We start from the raw sequence: 18,892 nt of genomic DNA, 5'->3' as shown, positions 1-18,892 counted from the left end.
AAAGCCCGTATGCGGGCTTCTGACTCGGTTCCTACTTGTCGATGGCCTTGCCGCACTTCTTGCAGTAGCGGATCTTCTTGCCGTCTTCGCGCTTGATGGCGATGCGGGTGGCCTGCTTGCACTCGGGGCACACGATCGCAACGTTGGAAACGTGGATCGGGGCTTCGACGCTCGAAATACCGCCCTGCGGGTTCTGCTGAGTCGGACGAAGCGCCTTCTTGACGACGTTGACCTTCTCGACGACCACGCGCTCGTTTTGGGGCAGCGCGCGCAGGACAACGGCCTCTTTGCCCTTGTCCTTGCCGGTCAGAACCTTGACCTTGTCGCCCTTTTTGATGTTCATCTTTGCCATTTTACGTATACCCCCTTACAGCGTTTCCGGTGCCAGGGACACGATCTTCATGTACTTCTTGTCGCGCAGCTCGCGAGCGACGGGCCCGAAGATACGGGTGCCCTTCGGAGCTCCGGAGTTGTCGATAAGCACGGCAGCGTTCTGATCGAACTTGATGTAGCTGCCGTCCGAGCGACGGACTTCCTTCTTCACGCGCACGACCACGCAGCGGACGACTTCGCCCTTCTTCACGTTGCCGTTGGGCGCAGCTTCCTTGACGCTGCAGATGATGACATCGCCCAGTCCTGCGTAGCGGCGCTTGGAGCCGCCCAGGACCTTGATGCACTGCACCTTGCGAGCGCCGGAGTTATCGGCCACTGCGAGCATGGTTTGCATCTGAATCATTGCGTTAACCTAACTTTCGTCTCGTATAGTCCTTGCAAGCAAGTAGACTATTTGGCCTTTTCTACGATCTTGAGCAGGCGCCAGCGCTTCAGCTTGGAGAGCGGGCGGGTCTCCATGATCGTGACGGTATCGCCCACTCCAGCGGCGTTCTCCTCGTCATGAGCATGGAACTTCTTCGTGCTCGTCATCATCTTACCGTACACAGGGTGCGGCTTGCGTTCTTTAACTTGAACAACGCAGGTCTTATCGCCCGCGGCGCTTACGACGACGCCCTGGCGAACCTTGCGAGAATTACGTTCTTCACTCATCTATTCTCTACCTAACCTTTCAGTTCGCTTAAGAGCTTAAGCGCTCAGCTCGCGGGCGCGCATCTCGGTTTGGATGCGGGCGATGTCCTTCTTGACCTGACTCACGCGAGCGGTGTTGTCAAGCTGGCTCGTGGCCATCTGGAAACGCAGATTGAAAAGCTCTGCGCGCGCTTCTTTAAGCTTCGCCTGCAAATCCTCAGCCGAAAGCTCGCGGATCTCTGCTGCCTTCATTTATGCCTGCCCTTCCGTTTCGCGAGAAACAATCTTGCACTTGATGGGCAATTTGTTGATGGCGAGACGCAGCGCCTCTTTGGCGGTCTCCTCATCAACACCGTCGATCTCGAACATGATGCGGCCGGGCTTGACGACCGCCACCCAGCTCTCGGGGTTACCTTTACCCGAGCCCATGCGGGTTTCCGCAGGCTTCTGGGTGATCGGCTTGTCCGGGAAGATCGTGATCCACACTTTACCGCCACGCTTCATGTGACGGGTCATGGCGATACGGGCAGCCTCAATCTGGCGGTTCGTGATCCAGGAAGCCTCCTGGGCCTGAATGCCGTAGGAGCCGTGGTTCAGACGGGTGCCGCCCTTGGCTTTGCCCTTCATCGAGCCACGCTGCACCTTGCGGTGCTTAACACGCTTAGGTACGAGCATTTACTTTGCCCCCCTCTCGTTGCGACGGGAACGGTTGGGGCGAGAGCTTCCCTCGAGAGCCGGCTGGGGAGCCTTCTGGCCGGGGAGCACTTCGCCGTGGTAGACCCACACTTGCACGCCGATGGAGCCCATGGTGGTTGCAGCGGTGGCGAAGCCGTAATCGATCTTGGCGCGCAGGGTGTGCAGCGGCACACGGCCTTCGCGGTACCACTCGCGGCGGCTCATCTCGGCACCGCCGAGACGACCGGCGCACTGGATGCGGATGCCCTGGGCACCGCTCTTGCGAGCGGACTGAACGGCCTTGCGCATTGCGCGGCGGAAGGCCACGCGGCCCTCGAGCTGCTCTGCGACGCTCTGGGCGATGAGCACGGCGTCGAGTTCGGGGCGCTTGACTTCGATAACCTCGACCGAAACGGGGCCGTTGGCGATCTTGTCGAGCTTCTTGCGCAGGGTGTCGATCTCGGCACCCTTCTTGCCGATCACAACGCCCGGGCGAGCCGTGGTGATGATGACCTTGATCTTGTCACCGGCACGCTCGACTTCCACTTTGGAGACGGCGGCGCGGGCGAGATACTTGTCCAGAAACTTGCGAATAGCCAGGTCGTTTTCGAGGTTCTTCGCGTAATCCTTATCCGAATACCAGCGGCTGCGCCACTCCTCGGTGATACCGAGACGGAATCCGGTGGGGCTGACTTTCTGACCCATGTGCTTTATGCCTCCTCTCGTGTTGCGACGATGATGGTGATGTGGCTCGTGCGCTTGCGGATGCGCGACGCGGAGCCCTTTGCACGCGGACGAATGCGCTTCAAGGTGGGGCCTTCGTCTGCGAATGCGGTCTTGACTACCAGCGACTCGGCACGAACGTGATGGTTGTGCTCGGCGTTGGCGACGGCAGAGTTGAGGGTCTTCTCGACCGTCTCGGCAATGCCGCGGTTGGTGAACTTGAGGATCTCGCGGGCAGCCGGAACCGACTTGCCGCGGATCTGATCGATGACGATGCGGGCCTTGCGAGGCGAGACGCGCACGAAACGCGATACTGCTTTAGCTTCCATGCTCGCGTCCTCCTATCGCTTGCCTTTGTCGGCCGAATGACCGCGGAACGTACGCGAAGGCGCGAATTCCCCGAGCTTATGGCCGACCATGGATTCGGTTACATATACGGGCACGTGCTTGCGGCCATCATGGACGGCGATGGTGTGGCCCACCATTTCCGGGAAGATGGTGCTGGCACGGGACCAGGTCTTGATGACGTTCTTCTCGCCTGCCGCGTTCATCGCCTCAATGCGATCGAGAAGGCGCGGTTCGACGAAAGGACCTTTTTTCAAACTTCTACTCACATCTACTCCTTATGCGCTCGCGCTACTTCTTGCGCCGACGGATGATCAAGCGGCTCGAAGCCTTCTTGGGATTGCGGGTGCGATGGCCCTTGGTGGGAACGCCCCAGGGGGTGACCGGGTGACGGCCAGCGGACTTGTTCTTGCCTTCGCCGCCGCCGTGCGGATGGTCGACCGGGTTCATGACGGTACCGCGAACGCTCGGGCGGATGCCCTTCCAGCGGTTACGGCCGGCCTTGCCGATCTTGATGTTTCCGTGCTCGGCGTTGCCGACCTCGCCAACCGTGGCGCGGCAGGTCACGAGAACGCGACGCATTTCGGAGGAGGGCATGCGCAGGATGGCGTAGTCGCCTTCCTTGCCCATGAGCTGGATGCTCGTGCCGGCGGAACGCGCGATTGCGGCACCGCGGCCGGGCTGAAGCTCGACAGCGTGGACAAGCGTGCCCACAGGGATCGCCGACAGGGGAAGCGCGTTTCCGGGCTTGATGTCGGCGTCGACACCGCTCATGACGACGTCGCCCACGCGCAGGCCCTTCGGATGAAGGATGTAGCGCTTCTCGCCGTCTGCGTAGTGCAGAAGCGCGATGCGGGCGGAGCGGTTCGGATCGTATTCGATGGTCGCAACCTTGGCGGGAACCCCGTCCTTGTTGCGCTTGAAATCGATGATACGGTAACGGCGCTTCGTGCCGCCGCCCTGATGGCGGGTGGTGATGCGACCGTTGTTGTTGCGGCCAGCCTTCTTAGGCAGCGGCGTCAACAGCGACTTTTCCGGCGTGGTGCAGGTGATCTCGGCAAAATCCGAGACCGTCTGGAAGCGCCTGCCGGGGCTGGTCGGCTTGTATTGCTTGACTCCCATTTCTTTCCTTTCTCGGCCCTTTCCTGCACGCCGCCTTGCCGTTCAAGGATCCTTCTCGCTCGCACGCGGCACAGAGGCCGCCAGCTCGTCTCGAAGGAGCCTTTCACGCCAATCCGGCGCACCCTCAAGGTCCTTTATTGGCCTTCCGCTCGCACGCACACTCCTTGCGTACCCCAGAAGACCCTCATAACCTGTGTGGCTCCGATTGCCGCCTAATGCCCGCTCTGGAGTGAGGCATTTACGACTCCGGCTTTCCACGCGTCCGGGTGTATCCATCCATAACCAGACGCAACCGAGAATTATATACGCCCGGTGGCGTGGTTGCAAGAAGTAATTCTGGGGAGTTCTCCGCTCCACAAAGTGTCCTTTATCGGCGCAGCCGGGCACCTAGCTAGCAACTGCGCACCTATCTTATATAAGAGTATCCGAATCCAATCGCTTTTATATACGATACAATTGCCTATAATTACCTTCGGGTACCAACGGAGACAGGAATCTCGTGACATGGAATTTCACGGCGGAGTGCATCGCGTTCGTCATAGCATGCATCATACTCGCCTATTCGCGTAAGAGCTATTTGACGCCGAGCCTGAAGAACCGCATCTTCCAGGCATGCCTCATCATCACCGTTTCGGCGATCGGGCTCAACATAGCCTCGACGTTGCTCATTGCGAACGGCACCGTCGAGGTCATGGGAATCACCTGGATCGTCACCACGCTGTACTTCGTCGCAACCCCGCTCATCAGCACGGCTTATTATTACTATACGTACGCGACCGTTGCCGAAGCGCGCCCCCGAAAGCGCACGATCGCCGCACTCGGCGCCGTTCCCTATCTCCTATACCTGCTCTGCGTGCTGGCGAACACGTGGACGGGCTGCCTTTTCTACCTCGATGAATCGGGCGGATACCATCAGGGATCCCTCATTGTGACCACCTACGTCGTCTTCTACGTGTACTGCGTGATGTGCTTCGCGCTCGCCTTCGTCTCGCGGCACGACATCGATCCGGCCATTACGAGGATCCTGACGTTCTTTCCCCTGCTCGCCGTCGTGGTAATCGTGATCCAGCAGTTCTTCCCCACCTATATCCTCTCCGGTTCGGCTGCGGTCTGCTCGCTGCTCATCGTGTATCTCTACCTGCAAAACAAGCAGATATCGATCGATTTCCTCACCCGCATCCCCAACCGCCAGGAATTCTCGAAGATGCTTGCGCTCGTGCAGAAGCGGCAGACGCCGTTTACCGCCGTGCTCGTATCGGTCGATAACTTCAAGTTCATCAACGACAAGTTCGGATCGGACAACGGCGACGGATTCCTCGCATCGTTTTCTTCCTACCTGCAAACGGCCGCGCACACGCCTTGGCTGTACCGATACGGCGGCGACCAGTTCGTCGCCCTGTTCGAGGGAGACAGGAAACCGAAGGCGGCCGACTTCCCGTCGGCGCTGCGCGAGCGCACGGAAAAGCCGTGGCAGATCGAGGACACCCATTTCGTCATCTCGTGCTCGATCGGGATCGTCGACTACCCCGATGTGGCTGAAGACAGCGCAACCGTCATCAATGCGCTCGAGTACTGCGCGGCGGAATCAAAACGCCTCGGCTCCAACGAACCCTGTCGCTGTACCGAAGACATGGTGCAGGCCATCAAGCGCAAACACCGCATTGCCGATATCCTGCGCAGCACGATCGCCGAAGACGGATTCCAGATCCACTACCAACCGATCTGGTCCATCCCCCGCCAACGCTTCGTTGCCGCCGAGGCGCTCTGCCGCCTGACCAGCACCGAGCTTGGCCCGATCCCGCCCGCCGAGTTCATCCCCATCGCCGAAGAGACCGGCCTCATCGTCGACATGACATACCAGGTGCTCGACAAGGTGTGCAAATTCGTGAAGAGCGCACGCGACGAGCACCCCGACGCTCCGCTCGAGAGCGTATCGGTGAACTTCTCGGCCATCCAATTCGTGCAGAGCGATTTGGCCGAACGGACGCTCGCCATCGTAAAAGCCAACGGCATCGAACCCTCTTCGATAAAGATAGAGGTGACCGAAAGCGTTCTCATCTCGAACCCCGACACCGTCAAGCAGCTCATTATGGCAATGCACGAAGTAGGTATCCAGTTCTGCCTCGACGACTTCGGCACCGGGTACTCGAATCTCTCGAACATCCTCGACCTGCCGTTCGACGTCGTCAAGCTCGATAAGAGCATCGTATGGATGGCCTCGGAAAGAGACTTCGAAGGCAGCGATTTCCTCGGTCACCTCGTGGCCTCGTTCAAAGCCATGGGAAGCGCCGTCCTGGCCGAGGGCGTCGAAACGCAAGCCCAGCGTGCCTTCATCGAATCCTGCGGCTGCAGCTTGATTCAGGGCTTCCTGTATGCGAAACCCAGCCCCCAAAGCGAGGCGCTTGCGATTATTGCAGGGAAATGAGCATGCCTACGACAGACGCCGCATTCGAGAAAGCCGCCTTCCTTCCGGTCAAGCCCAATACGGTCGGTTCCGAGAAACCTCCTCGCATACGGAGCCGGTGGATCAAGCGGAGTCCTTGTTCACATTGATTTCGAGTACCGCCCCCGGAGGAGGAACGAGAGCCGCACCGCATGTCGAGCACACCTTTGCTTGCGGACTGTTTTCCGCTCCGCAAGCAAGGCATGTCCCGTATGGCTTCGTGCCCTTCCTTTCGCCTCTGCATCTTCCGCAACCAGTGCACAAATACCCGCACATATACACCTTCTCTCATTTCAGAACGAAGTCGTACGGCCAACCGATCGGCCGCACGGCAAACGAATGCCGCTTCTGCATACCGTACCCTTGCGCCCATGTACGGAAAATCGTCTTTTCGGATTAATTACGGCGCCCCAACGGTAAAGCAGCACCGTTCGCAAGACAGCCTCATACCGGCAGTACGAAAGAGCACTACCTGCCCGGTTGCGCAAGCTGGCGCACGATCGCTGTGGCAATCTGCGATACGGTATCGTTCTCTTCGGCGGGGATTGATACATCGAGCTTCTTTTGGAGCGTCATGATCAGAAGGGCCTTCTTCATGGTCTCCGAGCTGACTCCTGCGCAATTGTTCGACAGATCCTGCAGCGCGCCTTGGCGATTGACCTCGAGAAGCTTTTCTATGCTCAACCGGGATAGCTCCGCAATGTCTTCGGTTGAGGGGTTTTCATCGACGAGAAAAAACCGATGGAGCACGAACGCCTTAAGGTTTTCGGAAACGAAACGCACATCGTTCGGACGTCCGCGTATCGCGGCAAGAAACTCGAGCGACTTTTCGCTCGAGGCAACGATCTGCTCCTTGATCGAACCGCACATACCGTCACCCATTCGACATCCTTTCTGACGCATGCGATGGGCGCCGATCGCGCCCATCGCAAACCGCATGCAACGTGCTTACGCCGTGATCACCTCTATACCGAGAGAGCGGCCGAGCGCCTCCATCTCTTTGGTGTAATCGCCGTATACCGTAGCCAGATGATTGCCGACCTGCATCTGCTTCTGGAACAAATCCTCTTGATCGTTTACCGCAAAGACGATAGCGGTATTGCAGCTATGCTGGCGGAACCCGTTTCCGCATACGATCGTGCCCTTCGTAACGAGCAGCTTGCTCCCGTCGGGCGAAAAGCGCGCGACCGTGATGACCTTGCCTTTATCGCGATTGAAATCGTAGCGGTATACGGCCCCGAAGCCTTTTTCTTCGGCAAAATGACGTAACGAATACGGAGCATCCTGCTCGGGATCGTTCATGCGCGGATTGGGCACCGAATGGACCATCATGTACAGGTGCCCCTCGTGCTCGTCGAGCAACGGCATGTCTTCTTCCTCGATGCCGCCGAGACCGAACGTTGCCCAACGACCATCCGACTCCTTGACGATCGGCATGGTGTTGCCCATGAAGCAGCGTTGTCCGGACACGGCGATAAGCGCTTGCTGGGTGATAACGGAGCAAGCATCGTACTCGCATGCAGAGGGAAGGCCAGCCCTCATATTAAGCGAATGAGCAAGACAGAAAGTGAACTGCTCTTCGTTCAGGCGCCGCGTCGAACAGCTGTCGGGGCATGGTGCCGTGAACCCGTTGCAATCGAGGCGGTCCATGTGTTTGCGCACCGTCTTGAAAAACTTGAGGGAGTTGATCACATAGCGCCTCTCGACTTCCACCTCCTCGGCATGGGCGATAAGATCGTCGGCCATGGCTTCGATCTCCCGCATGTCATCATCGGTGATATCCCATGTATCGCGTCCGGGCGTCGTATGATTGCCTTCAGGCGATGCGAGCGAGGTTTGATCGAGCAGCTCGTGAATGCTGATATAGCGGAAACGGCACCCGAGGTTGTGAGTGAGCTCTTCTACGTCGTAGGCACCGTCGACTCCACTGAAAGAAAGAGCCGCTCCGTTGCGGGGAGCCATAAGGATACGAGACGTCCTCACCACCTTGCGGGCGCGCAGAATACGCAGCTGCCACACCAGTTCGCCCCATGTCCTGAACCCGTAGAATTCGTACCCGCGACCGCGAGCATTGAGCGCCGCGCCGACCGAAGTGGTCGAGCAGGGGTTCTCGTATTCGGGCTCCAAGCTAAAAGGCTTGTTGAAGCGTTCACCGAATTCGACGGCGATATCGTCAAGTCCTAAAAACGAATGGATGATATAGAAATCGGTATCACCCGTTGTTTGGGCGATGCGATCCCACCATTCTTCTTCCTGATCCCAATTATCGGTACGTTTTATTCGAATGATATCGCGCACCTCGGCGACTTCGTCGGGAATATTGTCGACAAGCTTCTTTTGGAACCGCTTGTACCATTCGGCGTTTCTGATGGCATCGAAACCGACCTCGAGGGCCTCGCCTTGACCGACACGGCACGGTCCCTCGTATTTGTACAGATGCTCCATCTCGAGGAAGATGGGCTGTACAACGAGCCTGACGTCATCTGCTTTTGTAATCATTGCGTCCTCTCTTTCGCTGGCACCCTGTTGTTCCCATGTTCGTACGATCAACCGAATTCGATGGATCGCCTCACCGCATTAGTTTTTTGAAATTCCGCTCTTGCTCATAACGCCACCGTCTTCATCGGGCGCTTGCGACATGACCGACATCGCTGCCGTAACGTCGCCGACTTCGACAACCTCCACATCGGGTTCGCCGACAGGCGCTTCGATATCGAGTTCGGCAACGGACTCACCGGCATCGACAACCTCGTTGCCGGCTGCGCGCCGCATCGGAATATCTCCCATGTTCAAGCTCTTCTCGAGAGAGATTTCCCTCGTTTCGGTTTCGTATCCTTCCGCTTCGACGGTGACCACATAGGATCCCTCATCGATGCGCTTGAACCAGAAATCGCCGAACTCGTCGGACTCGACCGTTATTTCGGCATCGCCGGATAACGTAACCTTCGCACCCTCGATGACTTCGTCGATAGCCGGATCCCACACTTCTCCACCGATAAACAAATGAGGCATATTGAGGTAGTACACACGCGGCCCATGCTCCTCGGATGCCAAAACCTCGGCATGGACAAGCTCGTCGGCGAACTCGGACTCTTCGCCGAAGCGCAGGGCGCCCGTAGCGCACACATCCACGCAGTGGGGCAATTCCCCCTCGTCGACCAAGTGGGCGCAACCCGTGCACTTCTGCGGCACTTCGAGCTCCTCGTTCCAGTAGATGGCACCGTACGGGCACGCGTCAACGAGCGCTTTATCGCCCTTCGCCTTGATCGGATCGATGATAACGAGGCCGTCATCGCGCTTATACACCGCATCGGGTGCCTCCTCGATGCAGGGCGCGTTGTCGCAGTGGTTGCAGAAACGAGGCGCATACTCCACGCGGACCTTCGGTACCTGCCCGTGGTCGGTCTGGGTCATCTTGCACCAGAAGTGACCGGTGTCGGGCTGGGGCAGCGCATAGGGCAGCCACTCGTTGTTCCAGTGCTCGTCCTTGCAAGCCAGCTGACAGCCGTAGCATCCGTTGCATTTGGACGAATCGAATACAAAAACTTTCATGATCTTCCCCCTAAACCAGCCAGTTGTCGATTTTCACACCCGCTGCATTGAAGTCCCGTCCAAACGCCTCGGGATACCGCTCGGCAAGCTCGAATACGTCAACCTTTTCGAAATCAACCAGATAGCCGCTCGTTACCTCTGCATTCGTGTTCTTCATAGCCACTTCCGACGGCGCTATAAGGTTGTTCGCTCCCCCGCGATCCGCCTCGCCCACATTAATGGGATCGAGCCGGGCACCATGATCCTGATAGATGACCCCGGGCTTGATGCGCTCGGTTACGTATGCGCCCCCGAGAACCCACCCGCGATCGTTGAAGATCTTGACGACATCTCCCGTTGCAATGCCTTGCCCTTCGGCGTCGACCGGATTAATCCACACAGGCTCGTACAGGTAGCCGTCGGGGCCTTTTACCTTGCACGTCTCGATCTCGCGGAACCAGGTGATATCGTCCATGTTCGCATGCACGCGCCAACGCGGGTGATTCGACACGATGAGGTACGGATACGCCTCGCCCCGCTCGGTAAGCAGCGACTCCGACAAACGGTCGTCCGACGCGATGAACTTCGGGAACGGCGGGCGCGATTCGTCGTCAGGGAAATGGTGGGCCAGGGCCGTCGAGTAGAACTCGAGCTTGCCCGAGGGCGTACCGAGCGGATTGGCCTCGGGATCTTCGCAGAACGGCGCGAACCCACGCGGGTTGTTCTCCCAGCCAACGGATGTCGGGGCGGCGTAATACCCTTTCTCCTTGAACTCCTCCCAACTCACGCGCTCCTGGCAACCGGAGTTCTCGAATCCCTCGCGAATCCACTCCTCCTCGGACTTGCCGCCGGTAAACTCGTCGTACACGCCCATTTTTTTGGCAACCTCGCCGACCGCTTCGTAATCGGACTTCGATTCGCCGCGTGGCTCGATGCACTGAGGCTCGATCATCATGACATTGGTGTAGCCGTTAGAAGAGTCGACCGCGATATCGCGTTCTTCGAACTTCGTGTTGATGGGCAGCAGGATGTCGGCGTAGATGCAATCGTTTTCCATCCATGGATGCTGAATGAGCACGAATTCGATTTCCTCGGATTGGACGGCTTTAGCAAGCGTATAGCCTCCGTTCCAGCACGTCGACCAGCAGGGCGTATCCGACCAGATCATATGGATTCGGGTACCCGCTTGCTTGCTCGGATACTGGTACTTGACGAATTGATCTTCCTTCGGCCATCCCGCGATGCCCGTGCCGTACCAGGTAAGCGGATTATCCACCGTGTAATCGCCGAGGATCGCCTTCGGAACCATGGTCTTGGGGATGAAGGACTGGCGAATATCCCACACCTCGGGGTTGTTGTAGTCGAGCGAACGGTACGCCGCAGCGGGCATCATGTACAGATCGCTGCGCGGATTCGGGCACTGCGAAGGCAATCCGTAGAGGCCCCATTCAATCAGCTTGATCACATTTCGGCCAGGCTTGCCGAGGCCCTGCATACCCATAAGCACGACCTCCATGCGCCCGGGCTCTGCCGAAAACTGCGAGCGAATAAGGGAACCGCCATTGACGTGCGATATCGAGGTGGCCTGCTTGTACCATGCTTTGGCGAGGGCTTTTATCTGTCGCGAGGGAACGCCGCAGATGGGGGAAGCCCACTCGGGCGTCTTCGGTACGCCGTCTTCACCGCCCATAACGTAGTACTTGATCCAGTCGAATCCAACCGCATGCGTATCGATGTACTCCTCGTCGAACCAGCCGTTTGCGATCCACGTGTAGGCAATGGCCATGTGCAGCGCAACATCGGTGTTCGGATTGACCGGAATCCACTTGTCCGCATGAACCGCAGCGCCGTAGTTCACGTCGGGACAGACGTAGATCTGCTTGACGCCGACCTCCGTAAGCCAGAAAGCCCACCTTGAGGGAAGCTGCCCGCACCAGCCCCACGGCGTCGTCTCCTCATCGCAACCCCAATGCAACAGGTACTTCGAGTTCTCAGCTATGTCGAGTAGCAGGTTGCCGATATCTCCTTCGCCCACCGGATCGCAGCCCCATACGTGCTTGGCGCCCCAATACCAGCCCTCCCAGCTGTCGGGATTGCGCGCCTGGAAGGTGAAACCTCCCAGTATCGACATGAGTCGCATCTGGCAACCGTGCGTCGCATGCACGGTTTTGGTCTCACCATGGCCGTCACCTTGGCAGAACACGGCAAACAGACCGTATTCCTTCTCGATACGCCTGAGTTCCTTCGCAATGATATCGGTAGCCTCGTCCCAGCTGATGCGCTCGAACTTCGATTTACCGCGATTCTGCGGATTGCGCTCGCCTTCCGGATCCCAATCGATGCGTTTCATCGGATACAGGATGCGGTTATCGGAATACGCACGTTTCTTGTACACCAGGGCGAACGGCGGAATATCGTTCTTCAACAGCCCCTCGAGCTTCTTCCCTCTCACTTCGAGCGTCCACGGCTTGAGATAATCAGCACTGTACGCTCGATCGAAATGCATACCGCGCGTACGGATGATCTTGCCGTCCTTGACATCGATTTCGGCAGACAGCGCGCTCATGCCAAAGCTGCCGAGCCCGAGCGTTTTGTAATGAGTCTCAACGTTTTTCATCTGCTTCCCCCTTACATGATCCGGTTACTAAAAACTGCAGCTATTCCAACGTCAGAGGAAGCGAGCACATGCCTTTGGTCGCAAGCTTCGGACGGCGTCTTCTCGCAAAACACCCTGCAAGCCTGCAGCATTCGAACACCTCTTCGGATGCGGGAATCCCTGACTTGAATTCTCCATCTGAAACGAAGCGATCATGAAGATGCGAACAGTACCAAACACCGGAAAACGGCATCGCAAAAAAGTATTAGCAGTATTTTTTATATCATTTGATCAGGAAATATAAGAGAGATTCACCTCGGTTGCGAACTCGGGAAAAGTGGCAGTCCCCGACTTTCTGCGCTACCTCGAACGACTGCCCTCACTCGCCTCGACGGGACAATTCGGCTTCTACGAGATCGATAAGCTGCTGTTGGTCATGTACGCCGAGCTTCCGGTACAGATTGTACGCATGGGTACGCACCGTGTTTGGCGATATCCCAAGCGCCTCGTGGATGTACTGCCGGTCGCGCCCGCGCGAAAGCAATAAGAAGACTTCTTCCTCTCGCGCCGATAGATCATGCGCTCGCGCAAGGCGAGTGCACCCCATCTCCCACTGCCACGCAAGAGACTCGAACGAGCAGGAGACGTCGGTTCTCGTCATCGGATCGTTGCCCCCGAATGCGAACACCCCGGTCGCAACGGCCACCATGCCAAGCGCCATGAGAAAATACCAGTACGGCTCCCATCGTTCGCTCATGGCAAACAGGGCAACGGCGCCCGCCCCCCATCCAAGCGCTCCGCCGAGCATATCCGCCATCCTCGACTCGCCGACGAAGCGGGCGTATCCGTTTTCATACGAAACAGGTAACGCATCGTCGAGAAGCCGTCCTTTATCCTCGTAGGCGGTATTCAGAACGTTGCAGATGCTGACGGCGGCAAACACGGCAAAGAGCAGTACCGCCTCGCCCACCCCATCGACAACCGCAAAAAGAAGCATGCATGCGACCGCTGAAGGCAAAAGCATATAGAAAATCCGCCCGCTTATCTTCAGGCGGCCCATTCTCGCCACGTACAGCATACCGACCCCCGCTACCAACAACGCTGCGCCAACGTACAAAGGCGAATAGCGATCGATGGCGAATTGGGTTCCGATTGCACCCGCCATACCCATAACGAAGCCATAGATGAACACGAACGAAGGAGCGTTTGCGCCTAAAGCCGATCGAATGCCCGTTCGAATCGAAGAGGCGCCTTCCTTGCTTTTCTCGACTGCACCGGCGCAGCCAGAGCAATCGGATTTCGAGCAAACAAGCCAGATGACCAACATGAAATAAGGAAGGGACGCCACCAGGATAACCGACACCGGATACTGGAGAAACGAGAGAGAAAGAAAAAGCACACCCGAAAAAACCGCGCCCCCCGCGACATCAACGGTACTCTGCCCATAGTCTTTTTTCGTTCCCATCCGATAGCCCCACACAAGCATGATCGTCGATGCAGAAAATCCCCCGCAAGCCCACAGCAAGACGTCAATCGCAAAAAAGTGCGAACAGGCCCTCGCTATATCAGGAAAGAGAGCGCTCATCAGGGGAAGCGGGGAAACGATAAAACCGCAGACGACGATTCGGCGCTTCAAAGGACCTTCGAGCAGGCCAGCAGGGCGCATCCGCGCCAATGCGTAAACGATGCATAAGGCGACAAGCATCACAAACCTCAGCACATGCATATGCATGTCGAGCCCCTGCTCTCGGTAGCAAGGGGAAACGACAGCGGGCGACCAAAGCATCGCCCCGAACCACGCGATGGCCATCGCCATGCCGAGGCTCCTCAGGTTGAAGGTCCCGAAAAACGAGTCTCTCGGCACCGAGGGAAAAATCGGATCCTTCGTCTCCTTCATTCATCGACACCGGCTTCAACGCGCATTCTACGACTCCCTCACCTTGTTCTCCACAAGATCGATGAGCTCCTGATGGGAATGGACGCCCATTTTTTGATAAATGTTGTAGATATGACTTTTCACCGTGGGAGTAGACAAGACAAGCTCTTCTCGAATGAATTGGACATTCCTTCCTCGAGCCAGCAAAAGAAAAATCTCCTTTTGACGCGGAGATAGCTTGTACTGCTCGGCGAGCTCATCGCACGTACGGCTCCACCTGCCCTTACCCTGAATAACCGATTCGATGGCCTTGGGGTCGAGAACCTCCAAAGTCGGCTCGTTATCGACAACAACTTCTCGAAACTCAAGTTTCATCTCCTTGAATAGCGCCGTATCGACAACGACGGCAAGCGACACCATGAAGAAGCACAGTGCAAGAAGCGTCGTGGTGTCCGCCTCGAAGACGAACAAGCTCGCCGTCGCAAAACCCCACCCGAAAAAGAAACCGACCGAGTTTCCCGCTTTCGACGCATACAGCTCCCACAGGCACCGCACGGAGTCGTACGACGAGTACGCGTATGCCGTATGGGCGTTCAATATCTCATAGCAACCGAACAGGACGAAGAGAACAACGGCGCAAACGAGCACCCACTCCGTTGGCCAAAGCACCCCCAAAAACAGATAGCAGAAGCTCGTCACCGGCAAAAAGAGCTTCGGCAGTATATTGCATACAGCGCGTTCGCGATCGCGCAGCACCATCACCATGATCAGAGCCGCTATCGCGTTTCCGAAGCCGATCACTACGCCGTTTGCGGGATAGAGCCAATCGGCGAGCGCTGCGCAAGCCGCAAATCCGAGCGAAATCGAATACAACAGCGTAAACAGGCCTTTGAGAATAATGAACCGACGATCCTCCTCAAAGGGTATTTGCGCCCTCAGCTTCCTCAGTCCGCCCGAAAGAGGAGCGGTTGTTTTCCATTCCGCGGTCTCTTCCTCCCTGCCAGCGTATTGACGATAGGCGAACAAGAGCAAGACGTACGACGCTATCGGAAGCAACGAAACCGTTGGAGACACAACCGATTGATCCACGAAAGGAAACAAAGAGAGCATCAAGCCGCCGACGCCAAAAGCTCCGCAAACGGTATAGAGCTGCTGTCTGCGAGACAGAACCCTGAACCTCGCCCCCCAAAGAAAGAACGTTGCCGCCTGACCGGCACCCGCAAAAAACCAAAGAGCCGCAACCAGCTCGAAGGGAAGCGGCGCAAACAACGTTGCGGCCAATCCCATGCAGAGAGCCGGGGCTAAAGCCTCCCAGATTTTGCCCCGAATCCCGGCAAGAGCCGAACCGCCCGTAAGAAGGAGAAAACACGTTGCCAAAGCAACTCCCCCGAACAAAGCACACCGAAGAATAAGAAAATCAAGTTCGCCGCCTTGCCCGACCGGCGAAACCCCCTTGTCCCAACCAACCGCGAAAGCCCATGTCACAAAACATGAATAGCCCGCAACATCGCACAAAGGAAGGAGGAGGAGCCCGCCATCGAGATCGGCTCCCGTCTGTTTCTTCTTTCCCGTAGCGGCAGGTTCTACGCCTTGCTTCGTTGCTCGCTCCATCACTGAAGCCACCCCCTGGTTCGACTTAGCCGCATGCATGCACCGCTTTGATAGCTCCGCGCCCCTCGCAAGGATCCGTCGCGTTTGGCCTTCGATTCGCGAACAGGCAACCAGCACGAGGTTCCGCCGCGCTCCCGCGCAGAGGGCGTGAGCGCGGCGGGAAACGATCTAGGCTTTGCAGCCTATCATACTTCTCAGCTTTTATAGGTAATACAGGATGGATTTCGAGCCCTCGTCAACCTCCTTCGACAAGTCGTCAATCCTCCCGTACTTCATCGCAAAAGCCTGACAGTGGTGGACGCATGCCGGATCTTTGCCCGCATCAACGCGTTCGAAGCACTGATCGCATTGATCCGTAATGACGGGAACGAACGAATACTGGTATCGATCAGGACCGTACTCCCACGGACCGACCTGCACCACGATAACACCGCCCTGATCGTCGGGGTAGCCATGCTCAACCCGACAAGACACCTCGCACGAATGGCAACCAGTACAGAAGTCGTAGTTGATAAGGATTCCCTTTCGCCCCATGATTATCGCTCCCCTTCCGACAGCTTATAAATCTTGCATATCAACGACTTGCAATTCGCCCCGAACCCTGTCGAGCCGAACTCGGGCGGAACCAGCTGGTTTGCGTTCGAGGAAAACGTATCGTATAGAGTCTCGGGGTTTCGCTCGGGGAACCACCAGGCATGGTCGACGTTGACTACGGATTCGGGTACGGCTATCGTCACCTGAGCCTTCATCTTGATCTTTCCGTACTCGTTCTCCACCCATACCCAATCTCCATCAGCAACGCCGTATTTTTCAGCTGCAAGGGGGTTCACCTCGATAATCGGGTCGGGGCGAAGGGCTCGCAAGCGAGCGACCTGGCGGCCTTCGGAATGAAAATACGACCAGTTACGCGCGCCCGTCGTCAGAATAAGCGGATACTCGTCCATAAGCTCCGGCGTTGATCTCGGCCCCCTGTCGGTCTCGTGATAGCTCGGCACCGATTCGAACCCCCACTGCTCGCACAGCGTCGACCTGAACTCAAGTCGGCCCGTCGGCGTGTTGAAGCCGTACGCGCCATCAGCTCGTTGCTTACCTGTTCGGTACTTATGGTACTCGAATTTCGGATACATCCAGTTGACCTCACGCAGCTGATCGTAGTCGTAGCCGGAATCGCCCATCTGATCGGTAAAGAATTCCTCGACCGAATTCCATGGCCATTTTTCGGGCGCCCACCGCTTTCCGAGATCGAGGTTGATCTGAAGGTCCGATCTCACATCGTTATCCGCCACTTCAACGGCCGCGTTGATCGGCTGCATGTAATACCATATGCTTCTCATGCCCGTCTTCTCCGCCCATGTTGCAACGGGCAGAACCACTTCGGCGCATGCCATAGCCGTCGGCGTCATGAAGATATCGACAACCACGTTGAAATCGAGGTTCATGATCGCCTTGTACGCTTTGCTTTCGGGAGACTGGGAGCAGCAGGAAAGGGGGTTGGTGCTTTGCCACCACCCCGCCTTGATGGCATAGGGCTTGCCGGTTATGCACGCATCGTAGAGCATGTCGGGCTGGGCGACAACGCACCCGCTATATTTGTAGAGCGGATACTCGTAGTAGCCGATCCGACGCTGAACGACCTCTTCGTCTAAGAACGTCTCCGCCGCAGGAGGCTGCCATATTTCGGCCCCAAAGGGCTGATGGGTGGTCACCATGCCGCCCGGCACATCGATACATCCCGTAAGCGCCCATAGCGCAACAAGCGCCATCGAGCCCGATATGCACTCGCGCGTCTGATCGAGCGCCAAACCCCATTGCATGGTCATAGGCGAGCACTCAACCGCCATGCGTGCCGCCTCTCGTATCTTCTCCGCCGAAACCCAGGTGATCTCCTCTGCCTTTTCGGGGGTATATTCCTTCGCGACCCGCGCAAGATCCTCGAACCCATACGTCCAGTTCTCGACGAACTCGTGATCGTAGGCATCCTCTTCGATCATGACGTTGATGATCGCCAAAGCCAAAGCAGCGTCGGTACCCGGACGAAGACGCATGAACAGGTCGGCTTTCGAAGCGATCCACGTAAGCCGCGGATCAACGACAACGATCTTGCTTCCCCGCTTCATGCAGTCCACCATCCAATGGCCGACATTGCCGTCAGCATTGCTGACAAGCGGATTATTGCCCCATATGAAGATTACGCCAGGCGGCTTCCATTGGGGATTGTCGTAGCGATCGACGAAGTACATCGAGCAATCGGGAACGCAGTAATTGCCCATCATTATCGAAGTAGCGGTAATGCGCGGCCCGTAACAGGCAACGCCCGTTTGCTGGTAGGCTATGTTCGGAGATCCGAACGAATACGCCATACGATACATGCCGTTCGCAATGTCCCGACCCGTCCCCGAAGCGAACAAGATGGATTCGGGCCCGTACTTCTCCTTGATCTCGCCGAACGTATCGCAGATCAGATCATAAGCTTCATCCCACGTGATTTCTTCCCATGCGTCTTTCCCGCGATCGGCGCGAGCGCGCTTCATGGGGTGCGTCAAACGCTGCTCATTCGTTATAACCTGATCGAAGGATAGGCAGCGAACGCAAAGCCTACCCTGGTTGAACGGGTTGCATTCGTCTCCTTCGAGCTTGACGAAATTCCCGTTCGCATCGGTATACACCTTCACGCCGCACCCCAGATGGCAACCCGGAGCCGACCACGCCGCCGTACGCGTAACGGTCAGATCGCCCTCTTGCCAACGCCAAGGGAGACCTCGTCCCGTCGCCGCAACCACTGCAGCGGACCCGTCTTTGCCCACCACCCAGTCGTCCATTCCGTTTTGCTTGATTTCCCGTACGTCCTCCATTGAACCGTTCCTCTCTCGTCAGATAGTTTCGTCAGACGAGAGACGGCGCATCGGCGCGAACAGGAGGCTTGAGCATCACAACACCCCCATGCATA

18 protein-coding genes are annotated in these 18,892 nt (G+C 57.4%); 1 reads left to right on the top strand and 17 read right to left on the bottom strand.

The genetic code is table 11. From position 1 onward, the window contains the following. Positions 1–31: 31 nt before the first annotated feature. The 9 genes from rplX to rplB are packed head-to-tail and all read right to left on the bottom strand — an operon-like array spanning position 32 to position 3,888. Positions 32–352, bottom strand: a complete 321-nt coding sequence (gene rplX / locus C1722_RS01585) for a 50S ribosomal protein L24 (protein WP_102377710.1) — start codon at positions 350–352, stop codon at positions 32–34. Positions 353–367: 15 nt separating this feature from the next. After that, positions 368–736 (bottom strand): 50S ribosomal protein L14, encoded by a 369-nt coding sequence (rplN, locus tag C1722_RS01580; protein WP_102377709.1) that lies wholly within the window; start codon positions 734–736, stop codon positions 368–370. Positions 737–783: 47 nt separating this feature from the next. After that, positions 784–1,044 (bottom strand): 30S ribosomal protein S17, encoded by a 261-nt coding sequence (gene rpsQ / locus C1722_RS01575; protein ID WP_102377708.1) that lies wholly within the window; start codon positions 1,042–1,044, stop codon positions 784–786. Positions 1,045–1,080: 36 nt separating this feature from the next. Beyond that, positions 1,081–1,275, bottom strand: coding sequence for a 50S ribosomal protein L29 (gene rpmC, locus C1722_RS01570; RefSeq protein ID WP_102374293.1), 195 nt, complete (start codon positions 1,273–1,275; stop codon positions 1,081–1,083). After that, positions 1,276–1,698 carry a 50S ribosomal protein L16 gene (rplP, locus tag C1722_RS01565; protein WP_102377707.1) on the bottom strand — a complete coding sequence of 141 codons (423 nt, stop codon included), beginning with the start codon at positions 1,696–1,698 and terminating at the stop codon, positions 1,276–1,278. It abuts the gene before it with no gap. Beyond that, entirely contained in the window at positions 1,699–2,403 is a 705-nt protein-coding gene (gene rpsC, locus C1722_RS01560) for a 30S ribosomal protein S3 (RefSeq protein ID WP_102377706.1), read from the bottom strand. It abuts the gene before it with no gap. 5 nt (positions 2,404–2,408) lie between these two features. Next, positions 2,409–2,750 carry a 50S ribosomal protein L22 gene (gene rplV / locus C1722_RS01555; RefSeq protein WP_102374290.1) on the bottom strand — a complete coding sequence of 114 codons (342 nt, stop codon included), beginning with the start codon at positions 2,748–2,750 and terminating at the stop codon, positions 2,409–2,411. A 12-nt stretch (positions 2,751–2,762) separates the two neighbouring features. Continuing rightward, entirely contained in the window at positions 2,763–3,035 is a 273-nt protein-coding gene (gene rpsS, locus C1722_RS01550) for a 30S ribosomal protein S19 (RefSeq protein ID WP_102374289.1), read from the bottom strand. A gap of 22 nt (positions 3,036–3,057) precedes the next feature. Further along, on the bottom strand, positions 3,058–3,888 hold the full coding sequence (rplB, locus tag C1722_RS01545) for a 50S ribosomal protein L2 (protein WP_102377705.1): 831 nt from the start codon (positions 3,886–3,888) through the stop codon (positions 3,058–3,060). 499 nt (positions 3,889–4,387) lie between these two features. On the opposite strand from rplB, the gene C1722_RS01540 reads away from it, so the two are divergent. Beyond that, on the top strand, positions 4,388–6,313 hold the full coding sequence (locus tag C1722_RS01540) for a GGDEF domain-containing phosphodiesterase (RefSeq protein ID WP_102377704.1): 1,926 nt from the start codon (positions 4,388–4,390) through the stop codon (positions 6,311–6,313). 486 nt (positions 6,314–6,799) lie between these two features. Here C1722_RS01540 and C1722_RS01535 read toward each other — a convergent pair whose 3' ends face one another. The 8 genes from C1722_RS01535 to C1722_RS01500 form a co-directional block, all read right to left on the bottom strand. Then, positions 6,800–7,213, bottom strand: coding sequence for a hypothetical protein (locus C1722_RS01535; protein ID WP_102377703.1), 414 nt, complete (start codon positions 7,211–7,213; stop codon positions 6,800–6,802). 66 nt (positions 7,214–7,279) lie between these two features. Further along, on the bottom strand, positions 7,280–8,830 hold the full coding sequence (locus C1722_RS01530) for a fucose isomerase (RefSeq protein ID WP_102377702.1): 1,551 nt from the start codon (positions 8,828–8,830) through the stop codon (positions 7,280–7,282). 78 nt (positions 8,831–8,908) lie between these two features. After that, positions 8,909–9,883 carry a 4Fe-4S dicluster domain-containing protein gene (locus C1722_RS01525; RefSeq protein WP_102377701.1) on the bottom strand — a complete coding sequence of 325 codons (975 nt, stop codon included), beginning with the start codon at positions 9,881–9,883 and terminating at the stop codon, positions 8,909–8,911. A 10-nt stretch (positions 9,884–9,893) separates the two neighbouring features. Beyond that, positions 9,894–12,479, bottom strand: coding sequence for a molybdopterin-dependent oxidoreductase (locus tag C1722_RS01520; RefSeq protein WP_102377700.1), 2,586 nt, complete (start codon positions 12,477–12,479; stop codon positions 9,894–9,896). A gap of 358 nt (positions 12,480–12,837) precedes the next feature. Then, positions 12,838–13,923, bottom strand: coding sequence for a helix-turn-helix transcriptional regulator (locus tag C1722_RS01515; RefSeq protein ID WP_180994984.1), 1,086 nt, complete (start codon positions 13,921–13,923; stop codon positions 12,838–12,840). Positions 13,924–14,382: 459 nt separating this feature from the next. After that, a complete protein-coding gene (locus C1722_RS01510) occupies positions 14,383–15,945 on the bottom strand; it encodes a response regulator transcription factor (RefSeq protein ID WP_244902402.1) in 1,563 nt (520 codons plus the stop codon). 201 nt (positions 15,946–16,146) lie between these two features. Next, on the bottom strand, positions 16,147–16,479 hold the full coding sequence (locus tag C1722_RS01505) for a 4Fe-4S dicluster domain-containing protein (protein WP_102377698.1): 333 nt from the start codon (positions 16,477–16,479) through the stop codon (positions 16,147–16,149). 2 nt (positions 16,480–16,481) lie between these two features. Then, a complete protein-coding gene (locus C1722_RS01500) occupies positions 16,482–18,797 on the bottom strand; it encodes a molybdopterin-dependent oxidoreductase (RefSeq protein WP_244902401.1) in 2,316 nt (771 codons plus the stop codon). Between the last annotated feature and the right edge of the window lie 95 nt (positions 18,798–18,892).

Origin of the sequence: Raoultibacter timonensis, from assembly GCF_900240215.1 — a bacterium.
Classification (GTDB): domain Bacteria; phylum Actinomycetota; class Coriobacteriia; order Coriobacteriales; family Eggerthellaceae; genus Raoultibacter; species Raoultibacter timonensis.
This window is presented reverse-complemented; position numbering and strand designations above follow the sequence as displayed.

What these genes read in the sequence shown, in the direction of transcription:
- C1722_RS01530 (WP_102377702.1), bottom strand. Translation starts at nt 8,830, where the DNA reads ATGATTACAAAAGCAGATGACGTCAGGCTCGTTGTACAGCCCATCTTC.
- C1722_RS01535 (WP_102377703.1), bottom strand. Translation starts at nt 7,213, where the DNA reads ATGGGTGACGGTATGTGCGGTTCGATCAAGGAGCAGATCGTTGCCTCG.
- C1722_RS01520 (WP_102377700.1), bottom strand. Translation starts at nt 12,479, where the DNA reads ATGAAAAACGTTGAGACTCATTACAAAACGCTCGGGCTCGGCAGCTTT.
- rpsQ (WP_102377708.1), bottom strand. Translation starts at nt 1,044, where the DNA reads ATGAGTGAAGAACGTAATTCTCGCAAGGTTCGCCAGGGCGTCGTCGTA.
- rpmC (WP_102374293.1), bottom strand. Translation starts at nt 1,275, where the DNA reads ATGAAGGCAGCAGAGATCCGCGAGCTTTCGGCTGAGGATTTGCAGGCG.
- C1722_RS01500 (WP_244902401.1), bottom strand. Translation starts at nt 18,797, where the DNA reads ATGGAGGACGTACGGGAAATCAAGCAAAACGGAATGGACGACTGGGTG.
- rplP (WP_102377707.1), bottom strand. Translation starts at nt 1,698, where the DNA reads ATGCTCGTACCTAAGCGTGTTAAGCACCGCAAGGTGCAGCGTGGCTCG.
- C1722_RS01525 (WP_102377701.1), bottom strand. Translation starts at nt 9,883, where the DNA reads ATGAAAGTTTTTGTATTCGATTCGTCCAAATGCAACGGATGCTACGGC.
- rplN (WP_102377709.1), bottom strand. Translation starts at nt 736, where the DNA reads ATGATTCAGATGCAAACCATGCTCGCAGTGGCCGATAACTCCGGCGCT.
- C1722_RS01505 (WP_102377698.1), bottom strand. Translation starts at nt 16,479, where the DNA reads ATGGGGCGAAAGGGAATCCTTATCAACTACGACTTCTGTACTGGTTGC.
- C1722_RS01510 (WP_244902402.1), bottom strand. Translation starts at nt 15,945, where the DNA reads ATGGAGCGAGCAACGAAGCAAGGCGTAGAACCTGCCGCTACGGGAAAG.
- rplV (WP_102374290.1), bottom strand. Translation starts at nt 2,750, where the DNA reads ATGGAAGCTAAAGCAGTATCGCGTTTCGTGCGCGTCTCGCCTCGCAAG.
- rplB (WP_102377705.1), bottom strand. Translation starts at nt 3,888, where the DNA reads ATGGGAGTCAAGCAATACAAGCCGACCAGCCCCGGCAGGCGCTTCCAG.
- rpsC (WP_102377706.1), bottom strand. Translation starts at nt 2,403, where the DNA reads ATGGGTCAGAAAGTCAGCCCCACCGGATTCCGTCTCGGTATCACCGAG.
- rplX (WP_102377710.1), bottom strand. Translation starts at nt 352, where the DNA reads ATGGCAAAGATGAACATCAAAAAGGGCGACAAGGTCAAGGTTCTGACC.
- C1722_RS01515 (WP_180994984.1), bottom strand. Translation starts at nt 13,923, where the DNA reads ATGGGAACGAAAAAAGACTATGGGCAGAGTACCGTTGATGTCGCGGGG.